The organism is Streptomyces sp. NPDC037401, assembly GCF_055602345.1.
The window spans coordinates 38762-54217 of the sequence record NZ_JBVJWO010000043.1 but is presented as its reverse complement, the minus strand read 5'-3'; the positions used below and the strand labels follow the sequence as shown (position 1 = coordinate 54217).

Annotated in this window: 13 protein-coding genes and 3 pseudogenes; 7 read left to right on the top strand and 9 right to left on the bottom strand. The window is 66.2% G+C overall.

Annotated features, from left to right (window positions below; translation table 11 throughout):
* Window positions 1–75: 75 nt before the first annotated feature.
* The 3 genes from ACZ7H1_RS32690 to ACZ7H1_RS32680 form a co-directional block, all read right to left on the bottom strand.
* Entirely contained in the window at window positions 76–483 is a 408-nt protein-coding gene (locus ACZ7H1_RS32690) for a hypothetical protein (RefSeq protein ID WP_470791569.1), read from the bottom strand.
* Window positions 402–1091, bottom strand: a complete 690-nt coding sequence (locus tag ACZ7H1_RS32685) for a DUF6262 family protein (RefSeq protein WP_470791568.1) — start codon at window positions 1089–1091, stop codon at window positions 402–404. Before ACZ7H1_RS32685 ends, ACZ7H1_RS32690 begins: the two co-directional genes overlap by 82 nt.
* Window positions 1092–1176: 85 nt before the next feature.
* Window positions 1177–1992, bottom strand: coding sequence for a tyrosine-type recombinase/integrase (locus ACZ7H1_RS32680; RefSeq protein WP_470791594.1), 816 nt, complete (start codon window positions 1990–1992; stop codon window positions 1177–1179).
* 166 nt (window positions 1993–2158) lie between these two features.
* On the opposite strand from ACZ7H1_RS32680, the gene ACZ7H1_RS32675 reads away from it, so the two are divergent.
* Complete coding sequence (locus ACZ7H1_RS32675) at window positions 2159–2563, top strand: hypothetical protein (protein ID WP_470791567.1); 405 nt, start codon at window positions 2159–2161, stop codon at window positions 2561–2563.
* A 9-nt stretch (window positions 2564–2572) separates the two neighbouring features.
* Here the strand turns inward: ACZ7H1_RS32675 and ACZ7H1_RS32670 are convergent.
* Window positions 2573–2971 (bottom strand): annotated as a pseudogene (locus ACZ7H1_RS32670) (ATP-binding protein); the annotation flags it as partial.
* Between the two features lie 15 nt (window positions 2972–2986).
* Between ACZ7H1_RS32670 and ACZ7H1_RS32665 the strand changes: the two are divergent.
* The 6 genes and pseudogenes from ACZ7H1_RS32665 to ACZ7H1_RS32640 all read left to right on the top strand — a co-directional run bounded on the left by ACZ7H1_RS32665 (window position 2987) and on the right by ACZ7H1_RS32640 (window position 8338).
* Window positions 2987–3232, top strand: coding sequence for a hypothetical protein (locus ACZ7H1_RS32665; protein ID WP_470791596.1), 246 nt, complete (start codon window positions 2987–2989; stop codon window positions 3230–3232).
* Window positions 3233–3652: 420 nt separating this feature from the next.
* On the top strand, window positions 3653–3967 hold the full coding sequence (locus ACZ7H1_RS32660) for a hypothetical protein (protein WP_470791565.1): 315 nt from the start codon (window positions 3653–3655) through the stop codon (window positions 3965–3967).
* A 332-nt stretch (window positions 3968–4299) separates the two neighbouring features.
* Window positions 4300–4467 carry a hypothetical protein gene (locus tag ACZ7H1_RS32655; protein ID WP_470791563.1) on the top strand — a complete coding sequence of 56 codons (168 nt, stop codon included), beginning with the start codon at window positions 4300–4302 and terminating at the stop codon, window positions 4465–4467.
* Between the two features lie 279 nt (window positions 4468–4746).
* Window positions 4747–5373: pseudogene (locus ACZ7H1_RS32650) on the top strand (transposase family protein).
* A gap of 684 nt (window positions 5374–6057) precedes the next feature.
* A complete protein-coding gene (locus tag ACZ7H1_RS32645) occupies window positions 6058–6858 on the top strand; it encodes a hypothetical protein (protein WP_470791562.1) in 801 nt (266 codons plus the stop codon).
* 269 nt (window positions 6859–7127) lie between these two features.
* Window positions 7128–8338 (top strand): IS3 family transposase gene (locus tag ACZ7H1_RS32640; RefSeq protein ID WP_470791560.1). Its coding sequence is split into 2 segments (ribosomal slippage): window positions 7128–7419 and window positions 7419–8338, totalling 1212 coding nucleotides; the frame shifts between segments, so codons are not numbered across the junction.
* A 311-nt stretch (window positions 8339–8649) separates the two neighbouring features.
* On the opposite strand, the gene ACZ7H1_RS32635 is transcribed toward ACZ7H1_RS32640, so the two are convergent.
* From ACZ7H1_RS32635 to ACZ7H1_RS32615, 5 genes and pseudogenes are all read right to left on the bottom strand, one after another.
* The gene (locus ACZ7H1_RS32635) at window positions 8650–8925 is read right to left on the bottom strand and encodes a hypothetical protein (protein WP_470791558.1); all 276 of its coding nucleotides are present in this window, start codon (window positions 8923–8925) and stop codon (window positions 8650–8652) included.
* A 59-nt stretch (window positions 8926–8984) separates the two neighbouring features.
* Window positions 8985–9608 carry a DUF6000 family protein gene (locus ACZ7H1_RS32630; protein WP_470791556.1) on the bottom strand — a complete coding sequence of 208 codons (624 nt, stop codon included), beginning with the start codon at window positions 9606–9608 and terminating at the stop codon, window positions 8985–8987.
* A 434-nt stretch (window positions 9609–10042) separates the two neighbouring features.
* Window positions 10043–10833 (bottom strand): annotated as a pseudogene (locus ACZ7H1_RS32625) (IS5 family transposase).
* Window positions 10834–10939: 106 nt separating this feature from the next.
* Window positions 10940–11275, bottom strand: coding sequence for a DUF6086 family protein (locus ACZ7H1_RS32620; protein ID WP_470791555.1), 336 nt, complete (start codon window positions 11273–11275; stop codon window positions 10940–10942).
* 14 nt (window positions 11276–11289) lie between these two features.
* Window positions 11290–15174 carry a polymorphic toxin-type HINT domain-containing protein gene (locus ACZ7H1_RS32615; RefSeq protein WP_470791553.1) on the bottom strand — a complete coding sequence of 1295 codons (3885 nt, stop codon included), beginning with the start codon at window positions 15172–15174 and terminating at the stop codon, window positions 11290–11292.
* Window positions 15175–15456 lie beyond the last annotated feature (282 nt).

Here is a 15456-nt window from a genome sequence, read left to right as displayed (position 1 = left end):
GCCAGCCAGTAGCTCGACTGTGGGTGTGGGCACTCGAGTCAGCGGCTGACCCGCGCTCAACTTCGTTGACCCGCGTTAGAACGCTGCGGTCAAGAGATCGACGCTGTCGTGCTCGGGGGCGGCAAAGACGGTCGGAGCGATGTCGCGGGTCCGGGTCTCGTGCCACCGCTCGCTCTGCCTTTCGGCCCGTGAGACGGGGGTGCGGCTGATCACAAACGAGTCGGCGCCAGGGTCCTGCTGGATGACGATCAGAGCGGGTTCGTTGGTGGTCTCCTCGACATTCGGGTCGACGAAGGGCAGGTGCCGCATGTCGCCGTCCCAGCGGACGGCCGGAGCCGCGTCGGCCAGAGCAAGGACCGCTTCCAGGATCCAGGCGGCCTTCTCGGGCCGGACGTCCTCGGTCAGCCAGTAGGAGAGGGGGACGAAGCCGTCACCATCGTCGGCTTCGAGATCGATGGGGTCGTTGAGGTGATAGACGAACACGGCGAGTCCTTCACTGCGGGGGCGCCGACCGGGACGGCCTGCTGGGCTTCGAGGAGCTGGATTTCGAGGTCGGCGATGCGTTTGTCGGAGAAGCGGAGGTTGGTGCGGGCGCCTTCGAGGCGTTCTTGGAGCTTGCGGTGCTCTTGTGCCACCTGTTGGAGGCGGCGCTTGAGGGTGGTGTTCTCGGTGGTGAGCTGCTGCACGGACTCGCCCGGGACCATCCCGTCGATGTCGCGGAGCTGGCCCATGAGCTCGCCGATCCGCTGCCGCTGGACCAGAACTTCTTTCTGGGTCCGGGCGAGTTCCGCCTCGGCGTTCAGGGCCCGCTCACGCCAGGACGCCTCGATCTGCTCGTGCTTCTCGCCGGTGCGCCGGTCATGTCGGCTCTTACTGTCGGTAACGGCCCGCTGGACGAGGGCGCGGGCATCCGCGTTCTCGTAGAGGAACGTGGCGGACACGTCCGCCCGCTCGGCGATCGCCCTCACTGCGAGCCGTCCGCGCTCGCGACGGAGCTGGACGATGGCCTTCTCGACACGGGTGATCTTGTCCTGGGTCTGCCGGCGGCGGGCGGCAATGGCGGCCTCGGTCTGGCCTGGTCCGGAGGTCACGGCGTCACCTCGCCTCGTCGGCCGGCTGAGCCACCGTCGGTCGACTCGACGGGGACGTGCCCCAGCTGCTGGCGGTCGGCAGCGGTCATGACAGTTCCTCGTTGTCGTCGGTCTCGTACTCGTCGTCGAAGTCGGTGTCGCCGTGGTCCTCGTGCTGAGCGAGTTCGTTGGCGCGGAAGGCGGTGGCCCAGACGCGGCCGAAGTAGTCCTGGGGCCGTCGAAGATCGAGGGCGAGTGCATCATCGAGGAGGCCGACGGCGGCGAGGGCTTTCTCGAGGCCGTCGATCGCGCGGGCGGTGGGCTCGAAGATCTGGTGGAAGTAGTCGGCGACCTTGGGGTCGGGGGCACGTTCGGCGAGCATGCGCCACTGCTCGCGCTTGCGGTGCCAGTAGACGAGGTCGGCGCCGGACATCACGAACTTCTCGCAGTTGTGGCAGTCCATCTGCCAGGGGCAGGCACCTCCGTCGACGACGGCCTGGAAGGTGCAGAAGCCGCCCTCGGCCGGCGTCGACTTGCGAGTGAGGTCAATCATCATCGCCTCTGCCTGCTCGCGGGTCATCGGTTCGCCACCGGTCAGCACCAAGCCGGGTTCCGGGGCGCCAGGGCCGGTGACCCAGATCGCGTTGAGCGCGTCCTCGAGCCGCTGGTCGGTGTTGGCCAGCTCGACGTAGTGCTCGGCCATGGCCTCGGAGACTTGCCCGAGGTAGCGCTTGACGTGGCTGAGGTTCGCGCCGTTCTTGATCAGGTTCGTGGCCAGGGAATGGCGAGCCTGATGGGCGACGCAGTGGCCGATGTCGAGCTCGTCGATCCACTCGCGGAACTGTGCGTTGAACCAGCCGTAGCTCATGCCGTTGATGTGCTTCCGGTTCATGGCCCGGCGGGGAAACAGCGCGATCTTCAGGCGTTCTTCAGCGGTGGGCGGCCAGCCTTCTCGCTCGATGAACCTTTCGATGGTCTTGGATTGCCGGTTGTCGGCGTACTCACCTATGTGCAGAGGTAGGTACGGATGAACGTGCAGAGCAAGTAGTCATCGATTCGCAGTAACTGCCGTGCGAGATGATGGGTTGGTGGATCTTCGTTACTTCAATCAGACCGGCTGGACTGCCATCTTCAGTGGCACCGAGACTGAGATCGGCCGCATGGTGCGGGTGGAGGCGTGGGACCCGGCGACCGGAACGGCCCTTGTTGTCGACCCCAGGCGAGGTGCCATGCGCCCCGTCACGGACTATGAGGACTTCTCCCACCTTGAGAAGGCCGACCAGGTTGTAGCCGCAGTGCCTGGAGGCGGGTGGCGGGCGCACTGGAAGGACGAGGGTCCCGGGAAGACCCCGCTGACTGAACAGGTGCTCGCGTGGCTGATCACCTCGCATGGCCGGGCAACAGCCATCACGGTGGATGCTCACGGGCATGTTGACGATGCCGACAGCGCCGATGCCTTCATCCCGCCGGGCGAGGAACTGGGGCAGGCGTGAGACTTTGGATCAGGCGACTTCCGTCTCGCGCTCGATGGCCTTGAGGCGGTTCTTCAGCCGGTAGCTGGGGCCGTTGATCGCGACGACTTCGCAGTGGTGCAGGAGGCGGTCGAGGATCGCCGTGGCGAGGACCTCGTCGCCGAAGACCTGGCCCCACTCGCTGAAGGTCCTATTCGAGGTGAGGATGATCGAGCCCTTCTCGTAACGCTTGGAGATCACCTGGAAGACCAGGTTCGCCTCAGCGCGTTCGAGGGGCTGGTAGCCGACCTCATCGACCACGAGGACGCTGGGCCGGAGGTAGGTGCCGAGTTTACTGGTCAGCCGGCCAGCGGTTTCGGCTGTCTTGAGGTTGCGGACCATGTCGTCGAGGCTGGTGAAGTAGATCGAGTAGCCGGCCCGGAGGCCGGCGAGCCGACCACGGAGATGTTCGCCCTGGAAGCCCTCGGGCGGGTCCTGGTAGCCACCCTGCGAACCTGGGCGCAGGCCGGGCCCGACGCGGCGGAGGGCATCGCCTGCGCCGTCATCGACTTCGTCGTGCAGTTCCTCACCGACGACCACGAGGACGTCGCCGAGGTCCTGCGCCAGCTGGAGGCGGTGGGAGTGGGCCAGGCCCTCGACGCCCACCCCGCACCGGACGGCGCCCACCTGGTGCGTCTCACCATCGTGTAGTCCGCACCCGGTGCGGTGGTGCGCACCGAGTGAGTTGTCGCCAACCTGAAGTGCCAGGTCAAAGGGCTGGTGTGATCGGACCTCGGGGTACTCGTGCTGGTCGTGGGCGTGAGTCCACGGAGAAGATCGTCTGTCAGCACGGCTGGGTCGAAGAGAATCGCGATGCAGCAGCGTCGGCGAATGTGCGAGCCTTCTGCTCCCAGACGCCGACCGAGAAGACGCTGACGACCCCCGACGACGCCCTCGAGCAGCTCAGCCACATCGCGCGCGAGCGGGCATTCTGCAGTCACGTCGGGTCCGACCGGCTCATCCAGGCAGGGCTTGACGCGTTGATCGCCGGGGTTGAGAGCCCCTCACTCGCCATGCTGGCCCGGCCTCCTTCGGATCGAAGAGCCCGAAGCCCCGGCGCTCTTCGATCAGGTGCTGGAGGAATTGGGACTGGTCTTCCAGCCCCCCGCTGATCCACGCGCCGCGAAGTGGGCAATGGCCCACTGGGTCGCCGGCCAGATCGCTGACGGAACCCTGGCCCCTGCCACCGGCACCCACATAATCTGGGCGGACATCGCCTATGACCTTGGCTATCCCGAAGATCTGGAACCCCTCGTCTCCTGCGCACTCAGCTGGGACGACTGCCAGGAGAGCTGGGGAGTCTCCTTCGAGGAACTCAACAAGGAAGCGGTCGAGGCGGCGAAAGAGTTCTTGATCAAGCGGCCGGCAGCAGAGGCCGGGAGCTGACCGCCGGTTCTTGCCCGCGGTGGCTGGGCGGTCTTCTACGATCCGGTGCATGCTGGATCCCGAGCTGCTGGAACGGATCACCGCACGGCGCGCGGAACTGGACGAAGTCGAAGAGCGGCTGGCCAAACAGCTGGCGGAAGTGCGGGACGAGCGGGACGAACTCGCCGTCGCCGAACGTGTCCTTGAACGGATGACTGGGCAGCTTGCTGAGGAACGGGCCTCGGCCGCGCCCATGCCCGGGCAGGTGGCCGGACGAGCGGTGATGCTGATTCCGCACCGCGAACCGGGTGTGGAGGAGGGCTCGCTTCCGTGGGACTACCAGCATCACCGCCGTGTGGCAGGCCGCCGGACCGGTCATGGCCCGCGAGGTCGGCGAGGTGGTGGGGGTGGACGTCAGCGTGAAGGCCAAGCTGGAACCGCTGCGCAGCAAGCTGGTCAGGCTCGTCGATCGCGGCTGGCTGCGGAAACTGCCCGACGGCCGGTTCACGACCCGCCTGTGACCAGGAGCACCGCAGCTTGGAGTGGCTCCGAACGGGCGTAACCGGTTTACCCCTGGCGTCCGTTGGGATTGTGTGACGAATGTCAAAGCGCTCCCCGAGGACACCTGCTCGCTCGTCTACCAGTGCCGTCTGACGCTGTCCACGCGCACCGTCAACCACCTCGCCGATCTACTGCGGCGCCATCTGAAGGCGATCCGGTCCCGATGGCGGATCCTGCCGCCGGGGAAGATCGCGGTGATCGTCCTGGCCGTACTGCGCCACGACCAGCGGGTGGCCGACATGGCCCGCGGCAACGACGTGTCCGAGTCCACCGTCCGCCGCTGGCGCGACGAGCTGATCGGACTGCTCGCCGCCCAGGCCCCGCGCCTGGACCGCGCCCTGAAGAAGGTCGCCAAGCAGGGCGGGGAGCTGGTCTTGATCGACGGCACCCTCATCCGCACCCGGCGCCGCACCGGCAAGGCCGACCGGCGGAACTACTCCGGCAAGCACCGCAGCCACGGCCTGCACTTTCTCGCCCTGACCGACGAGAGGGGCCGCCTGATCTGGATATCCGCCGCCCGGCCCAGCCGCACCCACGACAACACCGCCGCCCGCCACGACCACATCCTGGCCCACCTGCGTGCCGCCAGCCTCGGCGCCCTCGCGGACCTCGGCTTCCGCGGCCTGGACAACAGCGTCCACGACCCAGTGATCGTCACCAGCTACGCTGCCACCCGTACCCACAAGCTCACCCCCGGCTAGAAAGAAGCCAACCGAGTCCTCGCCGTCGAACGCGCACCGGTCGAGCACGGCTTCGCTCACCTCAAGAACTGGCGGATCCTCACCAAACTCCGTGCCGATCCCGCACACGCCACCCAACTCCTGCGCGCGTTGCTCGTCCTGACGAACCTCGAAGTCAACCGCTGACGAATGATCTTCCCCGTGGACTCACGCCCACGACCAGCACGAGTACCCGGAGGACCGATCACACCAGCCCTTTGACCTGGCATTTCAAGTTGGCGGCAACTCAGTGGACTCCACCGCACCGCACCGCACCGCACCGCACCGCACCGCACCGCACCGCACCGCACCGCACCGCACCGCACCGCACCGCACCGCACCGGGGCCATGATGCGCACCACCGTGCACCGCACCAGATGCGCCTCCACGTTGGCGGGGCCCTATCACACACCCCCTTGACCAGGGCCTGATCGGCGGCGGCGACCTGCTGTGTCAAGGAGAAATGCGCGAGTGGAGCACCTGGTCAAGGGGTCAAGTCGAACCCGGTCAAGGGGGTCGGCCGAACCTGGACAAGGGGGTGGCCCGTGCTGGGCGGGTCTGCAGGTGCGGCGCACCGGGTGCGGGCGAGGGTGCGGATCGTGCGCCCCCGGTGCGGTACGGGGCATCGCAGTGCGCCTGAGAGTGAGCTGCCGCCAACTTGAAGTAGCAGGTCAAATGGCTGGTGTGACCGGCTCCCGGTTTACTCAGGCTGGTCGTGGGCGGGTGTCTGAGGCGTAGATCGTTAGCCAGCGGCCTCGGGGGGCGGGGTTCGGGATGGCGTCATGTCGGCCCCTCGCAGAGGCGCGGATCCGCGCCTGGGATCATGAGCGGATGTCCGAGGAACCGAACCCGATGTCCAGCCTATGGCCGCTCGTCCCCTCCGAGGTCACCGGTTGGCTGCTGGAGCTGTGCGGTGATGGCATCACGGGGTTCATGCCTCCGGCGATGCCCGACGCGGTGTGGGTGCTCAACGCCATGTACGAGCACAACCTGGGGCCGGCCGATGTGTCGTACCACGAGTACCACCAGGTGCGGCTGGCGGACGGGAGTGTCCAGCCGCACGTCGTCGGAAGCATAGACCTCGACGCCGTGGGCATCGCCACGGGAGGAGGGCTGGGCCGCGCCCAGCACCCAGGCCCCGGCTGGCGGCGGCTGCGATGGACCGAGCTCGCCCGGCGTACCAGCGACCCGATAGTGCCCGACGGACTGATGCCCTCCTACCGTTGCTTCCCCTCGGCCAAGAAGGAGGGCAGCTGGCCACTGAGCATGATCCCACCGACCGAAGGAAGCCTGGACCGTGAGACCTGGAACCGGCTGATCGGCACCCTCACCCAGTACAGTCCTGCGGGCCCGGACACCCGCTGCCTGGCCTACTACAACCCGATGACGCTTGGAGCCACTGACTTCGACAACCTCCACGTGCGTGCGGGCCGGATCGGCGACGCCGAGATCCTGTATGACCAGTCCGAAGCCGACTTCAGCCCCTCCAACCTCTGGGCCGAGGACCGCTCGTGGGTCCTGTGCACCGACTACGACCTGTGGGGCACCAAGGTCGCCGGGCCCCCCGACCTCATCAACGCATTGCTGAACGACAGTGAAATCGAGGCAGTTCGTCTGCCTTGGGCGCACTGACGACGAGCTACTCGAAACCTTCTCCAGCACGGAGTGCGGGCCGAGCGTGACGAGCTCGCCGTCGCCGAACGCGTCCTTGAGCGGGTGACCGGGCAGCTCGCTGAGGAGCGTTCCTCAGCCCGCCCGATGCCGGGGCAGATGGGCGGACGGGCGCTGATGCTGATCCCGCACCGCGAGCCAGGCGTGGAGGAGGATGCCCCGCCGCGGGACCCCGGATTTTGGACACCGGAGACACTTGGATCTTGATGGTCCAGGAGAACGGAGTCCCTGTGAGGATGAAGCGTTACCCCGCCGAGTTGAAGGCGGACGCGGTCGCGTTGTATCGCTCGAGGCCGGGTGCGACGATCAAGTCGGTTGCCGGTGATCTCGGGGTGAACACCGAGACGCTGAGGAACTGGATCCGGGCCGCCGACGGCCGCCGACCTGGCGCCCACTCCGCACCGCCGGCCACCTCGCAGGCCGTCGGCGACGCCGTTCAGGCGGAGCTGGCCGCCGCCCGCAAGAGGATCCGCGAGCTCGAGGAAGAACGGGACATTCTCCGCAAGGCGGCCCGGTATTTCGCGACGGAGACGCGCTGGTGAACCGCTACCAGTTCGTTGACGATCACCAGCGCCGTCACGGCGTGAAGCGGCTCTGCGACATCCTCGGCCTGGCCCGCTCGAGCTTCTACTACTGGCGCCGCACCGCGGCCGCGAGAGCGGCCAGACAGAGCGTCGAGGCCGGGATCGCGGCCCGGATACGCAAGGTCCACCAGGACTCCGACGGTACCTACGGAGCCCCCAGAATCACTGCGGAGCTCCGCGACGAGGAGGGTCCGGTGGTCAACCACAAACGGGTCGCCAGGATCATGCGGACCATCGGGCTCGAGGGAGTCCGGTTGCGCCGCCGGCACCGCACCACCGTCGCGGACCAGGCCGCGGCGAAGGCACCGGACCTGATCGGACGCGACTTCACCGCAGCCGACGTCAACAGAAGGTACGTCGGCGACATCACATACCTGCCGGTCAGCGGCGCGAAGCCGCTCTACCTCGCGACCGTCATCGACTTGTGCTCGCGCCGGCTGGCCGGGTGGGCGATCGCCGACCACATGCGAACCGAGCTCGTCATCGACGCCCTGACGGCAGCCGAGCGGACCCGTGGAAACCTGGCCGGAGCGATCATGCACACGGACCACGGATCCCAATATTCGAGCAGGGCCTTCGCGGAACTCTGCAGGTCAGCAGGGGTCCGGCAGAGCATGGGCGCGATCGGATCCAGCGCCGACAACGCAGCCGCAGAAAGCTTCAACGCCGCCTTCAAGAGGGAGACGCTCAAAGGCCGCAAAGCCTGGTCGAGCGAGCGCGAGGCCAGACTCGACGCGTTCCGCTGGCTGACCCGATACAACACCCGCCGCCGGCACTCCAGCCTCGGCCACCGGTCCCCGATCGCCTACGAGAACGACCTCCAGCCAGCTGCAACTACCCTGACCCAAGCCGCATAGACGTGTTCAAATTCCGGGGTCAAGGCCCCTCCTCCGGCCGGACCCGGCTCAGCGCGGCCGGCTGAAGGAGATCCGCGACAACCTCGTCGCCCGCATCGCCGAAGCAGAACACGAGGGCTGGCTCGGCGAGATCGAAGGTCTCCGTGTCAGCTTGGCCGGCGCCGAAGACAAGCTCGCCCAGGTCGACGCACTGGCCGAGAGGAAGTCGGCTACGGTCCAGCTCGGAATGCCGGGCTTCAGTCGGTCCGGAGGGACCGCTGGGACGCTGAGACCAAAGTCATGATCGAATCAGGGGCGAGCGAAGACGAAGATCAAAACGGAACCGCCAGCCCGGCCTCGCGCAACTGGGACAGGGCTGTGGACATGCATTGCTGCACAGTCCTCCCGTCAGCACGCATGCCATGCTCCAAGGGACCCCCACTGGCGGCGAACGTCCACGCCGGCGCGTTGTCGGCCATCCTCTCGGCGTCCACTCTGATCATGGCGTTCACGCCCTGCTCACCCAGCCATTCCAGGATGAGGAGCGTCACGTCCTCGATGCCACCATCCTGGTCGACCTTTGACCAGCGGCCCTGGTTTCCTGTCATTGCCCAGACTCTACCGAGGGGGCCGAAGCAGTCGGCGTCCAGCGGTCAGGCCGGGGGGCTCAGCTCCTGGTTTCCGTTCTGGCAAAGAGTTCAGCGCACTCGCTGGCGAAGGAACAGAGCTGGTCCACGACCTGCCGGTACTCCTGCGGATCCCGCACCGTGTTCGGCGTGGCAGCAGTCCACTGCTGCCATAGTCCTCCGGCCGCAAGGTATGGGGCTGCTCGCTCCGCCCCAAGGACGGCATCGAGGTGAAGCAGTGTGCTGAATACCGCGGTCTGGTCCCAGCGGAGGTCGGGTTCAGGCAGGTAGCGATCAAGGTATTTGCAGAGCAGATCGGCGTCCGCGCTGGTGCCGAAGGTGGCAAGAGCGATGCAGAGAGACCCTTGGTAGGGGCCTCCGCTGGCCAGCAGCAGTTCGCCGATGCGGCTCCGGAACTCGGTCCTCCCGGCCACGGCAACCAGCCAGGAGGCAGTCGTGCGCTCTCGCCACCCGCCCTCGAAAAGGATGCCGAGTTCCGTGGGAGCGATCTCCCCGGCAGCCTGGACCAGCTCCCTCACGAACAGGTCGCGCTCAGGTCCGCTCAACCGCAGTGAGCTTCCGCCCAGCCGCATGTACCGCCGGCCAGGCGTGACGAATCGTCGGACCAGGTCCATCAGTTCGGGGTCGGTGTTGGCATAGCGCATGGCTGCATCCTTGCGCGGGGACGACCCAGCTGCCAGCGGTTTACCCAGGCCCTGAGTAGCGATCGCTAGTTCAGAGAATGCATTCGCTGCCCAATTCTCTAGCCCGACCCCGCCCAGCGGCCCCGCCTGAATGAGATCAAGGAAACCTTGCTGATCGAATCGCAGAAGCTGAACGCGAAGGATGACTCGGAGAGGTGGAGGGCCTCAACGTCAGCCTGGTCAGCACCGAAGCAAATCTCGCCCAGCTTGACGCCCAAGTTCACAGGCCCAGAGAGCTGTTCACCTCGAAATTCCGGCTTTCAGTGAGATCTCCGCTCGAAACTGACGCTCACATTACGTGATCGGAGGAGCACTTAAAGAGAGTTCCCCCCAGGAGATGTTCACCCTTCAATATTAGAAAGGGGCGGTTGTAATGCTAAGAGCTCGTAACACGATCATGATTCGGGTTTGTTGAGGCGTCGCCAGCAGATGAGGCTGTAGGCGAGGGAGACGAAGGCGTCGTGGAGTTCGGTGCGGCGTTCCTAGCGGACGGCGAGTCGTTTGAACTGGTGGAGCAGGGCGAAGGTCTGCTCGACGACGTAGCGGAGTCTGCCCATGTCCTTGATGTTCGGGGCGCGTTTGCGGGAGATGACGGGCAGGATCCGGCGTTTGCGCAGTTCATCGCGGTTAGGGTTGGAGTCGTAGCCCTTGTCTCCGAGCAGGGCCTCGGGCCGTCGGCGGGGCCGGCCGGGACGACCTGCCACCGGCGGGATACCCTCGATGAGGGCGAGGGTCTGGGTGACGTCGTTGACGTTGGCCGCGGTCGTGATGACCCTGAGCGGGGTGCCGCGTCCGTCGCAGATCAGGTGGTGTTTGCTGCCCGTCTTCCGCCGGTCGACCGGCGACGGACCGGTGTCGGCTCCCCCTTTTTCGCCCGGATGTGGGAGCCGTCCACGCACGCCCTCGACCAGTCGAGCCGGTCGGCCGAGTTCAGCTCGGCGAGCAGGATCCGGTGCAGCTGGTCGAAGACTCCGGCCTGCTGCCACCGCTCCAGGCGCCGCCAGCAGGTCTGCCCGGAGCCGAAGCCCAGCTCAGGTGGCAGGAGTTGCCAGGCAATGACGTTGTGCAGGACGTACAGGATGCCCTGCGGGCACAACCGGTCTGCCACCGGCCGCGGCCCTGGCGACCTCGTCGGCCAGGGCGGCAGCAGCGGCTCAATCAGTGCCCACAAGTCGTCGTCCACGATCCACGGCCGAGTGCTCACACACTCACGAACGGCCGAATCATCACACTGGTTACACCCGACCAGGGCATCTCAACAAGATCCTGTTACGAGCTCTTAGCCTATTTGATTACATGGCGCGCGAGAACGCCGGAATCGCCTCCATTAGCTGACGCTCGACCTCGGAGTTCACGGGAATCTCGACACCGATTCTTTCCGCCACGACGAGCGAGGGCAGCAAGACACCTTGCACCAGTGCGTGCTGAACGGGGTGGCGCGTGGAGGCGTATACATCAAGCAACTCGCGCACAAAACCCTGGAATGCAGATGGATTGATTTCGCAGGTCCCCTGCTCCGTAGCAGTAAGGCCTGTGGCGCATCCTACAAGACCGGCGACAGTCTCAGAAAGAGCCATATACCACGTACCAATACGCAGCGAAGGGTCCCAGACCGCCTCTCCATCCATCTCAAAAGGATAGCTCACTCGGTGAACTCCAGACGAAGATCGAGGTCGGGATATTTTTGCCTGAGTTTTTCAAAGTGTTCTTCCAGTGCTGCACGGAATCTGGGGTCAACCCGCGGATTGGTCATCCTGAAACCTATTGGCGCATCAGTGTATCCGTCGAGATGTTTGCGCGCCTTCAGGTACTTCTCAAGCTTATTATCCACCTTGTCCGCGATCCAGGATTCATCTCCGAACAATGCACTCTTTTCTTCCCACAGGACTCCATCCTTCACGTGATCGATATCCGTTATTCGGTTACCCGTAACGGGATCGTACACGTCGTGGTCGCGCAGACCCTCAAGCCAGTCGCATGTCGAGTTGTGCACCAGTACAGGCGTGCTGCCCGCGAGGACAAAGTAGGTGTGCAGGCCACGGACGGTCAGGTTGTACGTGGGGACGGACTCCGAGTAGGGCCGGTTCGCTCTCACAGTCACGGAACGGCCGTCAGAAGAGCGGAGGGCCGCGCCCTTTTTCAGGTCGCGCGCTTCCACCCACTGAGCGGAGTCCGGATTCCAGAAGGGGTGCTCACTGGTTACAGAGAGTTTTTCCAACCCATTCCGTGTGTCAAGTTCGAGAAGGTTGAAGTGCTTGTCTTCATCCGTGATGATTCGCGCGGTGACGATACGAGGCGCCGAGATTCCAGTGACGGGATCAGCGGCGAGAACCGAATCGCCGGCACGGATGTCTTCGATTTTCCTTGCAGAACCGTCCGAAAGTAGAACCTTCGTTCCGGCAGGGAAGCATTTCGTGCAGCCCTTGATGAGCTTGAGCAGCTTGTCTGCCGCCAGACGCATGAGCCGCATTTTCGAACTAACGACGAGGTCACGCCCGAGTTCCATGCAAGCTTCGAGCTCGTTGTCCTCCAAGCATGTGTAGAAGTTGCTGAGGCCACCCAGCTCCTTGGCTAGGTAGACACTTCGCTCCATCACAGGACGGAGTGTCTCTTCCGTCTTCAGGACGATGGCACACGCGCCACCGATTCGATAGCACCATCGGGCAAATTCGGCATCGTCCATGCAGCCGAGACCGTAGAGGCCACAGCGATACTGTTCGCTGGCTTTCAGGCCGGGTAGAACCTCTGTCCGGTATCGATGCTCCTCTTCTTCTGCTATCGCTATTGCATCCGCGTAGGCCTGATCTGCCTCTCGCTGCGCGCCCTCGGCATCGTTGTTGGCCTTGAGGAAGGACTCCCGGGCCTTGGACGCCGAAGCCCAGGCCACCTGTGAAGACTTCCTGGCCATAGCTGCCGAGGCTGCCGCAGCCATCGCAGATCGCTCCGCGGTGCCGGCCGCCTGCTCGGCGCTTGCGGCCGCTGCGCGCGCAGTTTGGGCTGAGTCAGCGGCCTTTGCTGCGGACGCTTCCGCCGCCGCTGCGGATGCGGCCGCCTGATCGGCGTACCCCTTGGCTTCCGCAGCGGATGCGGCAGCCTGGCTGGCGTACCCGGCGGCTTCCGTGGATGCGTTGCGTGCGTAAGCGGCGGTCTTCTGGGCCTCGAATGCCTCCTTGTGCGCGTTGGCAGCAACGCCAGCAGCCGCAGCGATGATGTGCTGGACATACTCCTTGTGGTTGCCGGCCAAACGGTCCTCGAGCTGCGCCTTGTGCTGGCCGACGGTAACGAACTCGTGGAGTTGCTCGGTCGAACCTTCAAGCGCGATCCGGGCAGCTGCCTCGACCTCGGGGCCGCCGGCGTCGCGGAGCTGAGCCGCACGAACACGCTCGTCTTGGGTACGGGCCGTGAACTGGGTGGCGGTGATGAAGGTCCGGTACTGCCCGACGTCGTTGGAGTTCAGAACTGCACGTCCGGCGTCCTGAACGACGGGCCCTCCGGCATCGATAGCCTGGGCAATATAGACGCGGGCGTCCTGGGTTCCGGCAAGGTACTGGCCGGTGGTGAGGAAGGAGGTGACAGCGTTTGCGCCATCCTTGAGGGCGTGCTCCGCAGCCGTACGGACGGCGGTGGAGGGACTCTGTTCGGCGAGTTGGGCCGCTTTGGCGCGGTCGTCCTGATGTTCGGCCTTGGCCCATTCCGTACGGATGTAGTCGATGATGGCCTTGTCATCACCGGCCAGAGCGATTTCGGCGGCAACGCCGCTCCACTGACCGCGCAGCTTCGCGCTCTTCAGGGCGAACCTACGGCCGTTAGCGGCCAGCGCCTTCTGGTCGAGGTCCGGCTTGACGGCCTCGGCAGCCAGGGTCTCGGCTTCGGTCTCGACGGCCTTGACCTCTTGGTCCGTCTTCACCTGCTCGGCCTTCTGTGCCTCTTCCTCGGCTTTGCTGTCCCGGGCTTCTTCGATTCCGGCGTTGGTGCGGGCGGTGAGCTCCTCGGCCTCGATCTCGCGCCGGAGTTCGTAGATGCCCTTGGCCTTCTCCACAGCTGCCGACGCTGCCTTGGCCGCTTCGGATGCCGCGTTGGCGTGTGCCGTGGACTGGGCCGCGGCCGTGGCCGCGTTGCCAGCTTGGGCGGCGGCTTCGTCAGCGGCCGTGGCCGCGTTCTCGGCATGCTTGGCCGCGGCCCGGGCAGCATCACGTGATTCCCGCGCGGCAGTGGCGGACTTGCGTGCCAGGGCCGCCGATGCCTGAGCGGCACGCCTGGCCTCGTTGGCGTGGCGGCGGGCGGCGGCCGCGGCGGCCCGAGCCTCGGCCGAGGAAACCCCCGCCGCGTCCGCGTGGCCGCTGGCAGCGTCTGCTGCGTCGGCGGCGTCGATCGCGTTTGCGCCGGCGCTCAGTGCCGCCATGGATGCGTTGGCAGCGGCGTCAGCCGACAGGCCGGCTTTGTCAGCAGCATCAGCCGCCCTTTGGGCCCCCTTGACGGACTCACGGGCCACGCGAGCTGCCTCACGGGCATCAGAGGCCTTGCCCGCGTCTCCAGCCGCCGCCGCGGCAGCATCACGAGCCCTACTCGCGGCGTTCGACGCGGCGGCCGCTGCGCTAGCTGCCGCCGCGGCAGCGTTGGCCGCGACCCGGGCTGCGCTGTTGGCGGCGCGTGCAGCTGCGACGGCCTGCTGAGCCGCTGCAGCGGCCTGCCGGGCGTACTCCGCGGCACGGGAGGCCGCGGATGCCGCCTTGAGGGAGTCGTTGCGTGCTGCCTGGGTCTCAGCGGCCGCAGTCTGGGCTGCTTCCTTGGCAAGTTTGGAGGCTGCGACGGCGCGTGCCGAGGCGGCCTTGGCCGCCGTGGTCTCCTTTGTCGCCTGACGGTTGGCTTCCTCGGCCTGAGTCGCCAACTCGGAGACCGAAGTGGTCTCGGCGTCCCGGGCACGTGCGACGTGCTGCTTGACTTCGAGGAAGTCTCGGATGTCCGCCTCGGTGCCGCGCAGAGCAAGTCGTCCGGCAGCGCGGACGTTGGTACCGCCAACGCTGAGGATCTGAGCAACGTGGACACGGTTGTCCTGCGCCTGCTGGGTGTACTGGCCCTCTCTGAGGAAAGCCTCGATGTCCTCCGTATCGCCCTTGAGTGCGGCGCGGCCCCTGTCCTGGGTCACGGGGCCGGCGGTGTCGATGATCTGAGCGACCCGGACGCGCTGGTCCTGCTCCATCGGAGCCCGCCAGCCGTCCTTGAGGAAGGCCTTCAGGTCGGCGGGCGTGCCTGCGAGTGCGGCTCGGGCGGCTTCCTGGACGCTGCTGCCGCCGACGCTGGCGACCTGGGCGGTCGCAACCCGATCGTCCTGGACCTCGAGTGCAGTGGCCTGCTCCAGGAAGCGCTTGACGTCGTCGTCGCTGCCGGTCAGCGCGACCTCGGCGGCAGCGCGGAGTCCGGGACCGCCCTCGCGCCACAGGTCTACTACGCGGCCGCGTTCGGTCGCCGGGACAACGTAACCGGGGACCTCTGCCGGCGGTGTCTCAGCGACGGCCGCGGCGGGCACGGCTCCGAGCAGACCCGCGACGAGGGCAAGGGGCAGCACAGTGCGGCTGAGTGACTGTCTGACGAATCTGGATACTCCGGGTGGGCTTATCGGCCCTGAAACCCTTTTCACAGCAAGAACCTGTCTCACGAATTCGGGCGCATGAAAGCACCACTGTCAATGGGGGCCTGCCGGGCTCGTGGCTCGCCTGAGGAGTGGTCAGCTCTCAGGGGCATGGCTCAGGACTCGGTGCGTCCTGCATGAGGCGTCGACCCTAACTCCCCATACGGGGGGGGACTGTGC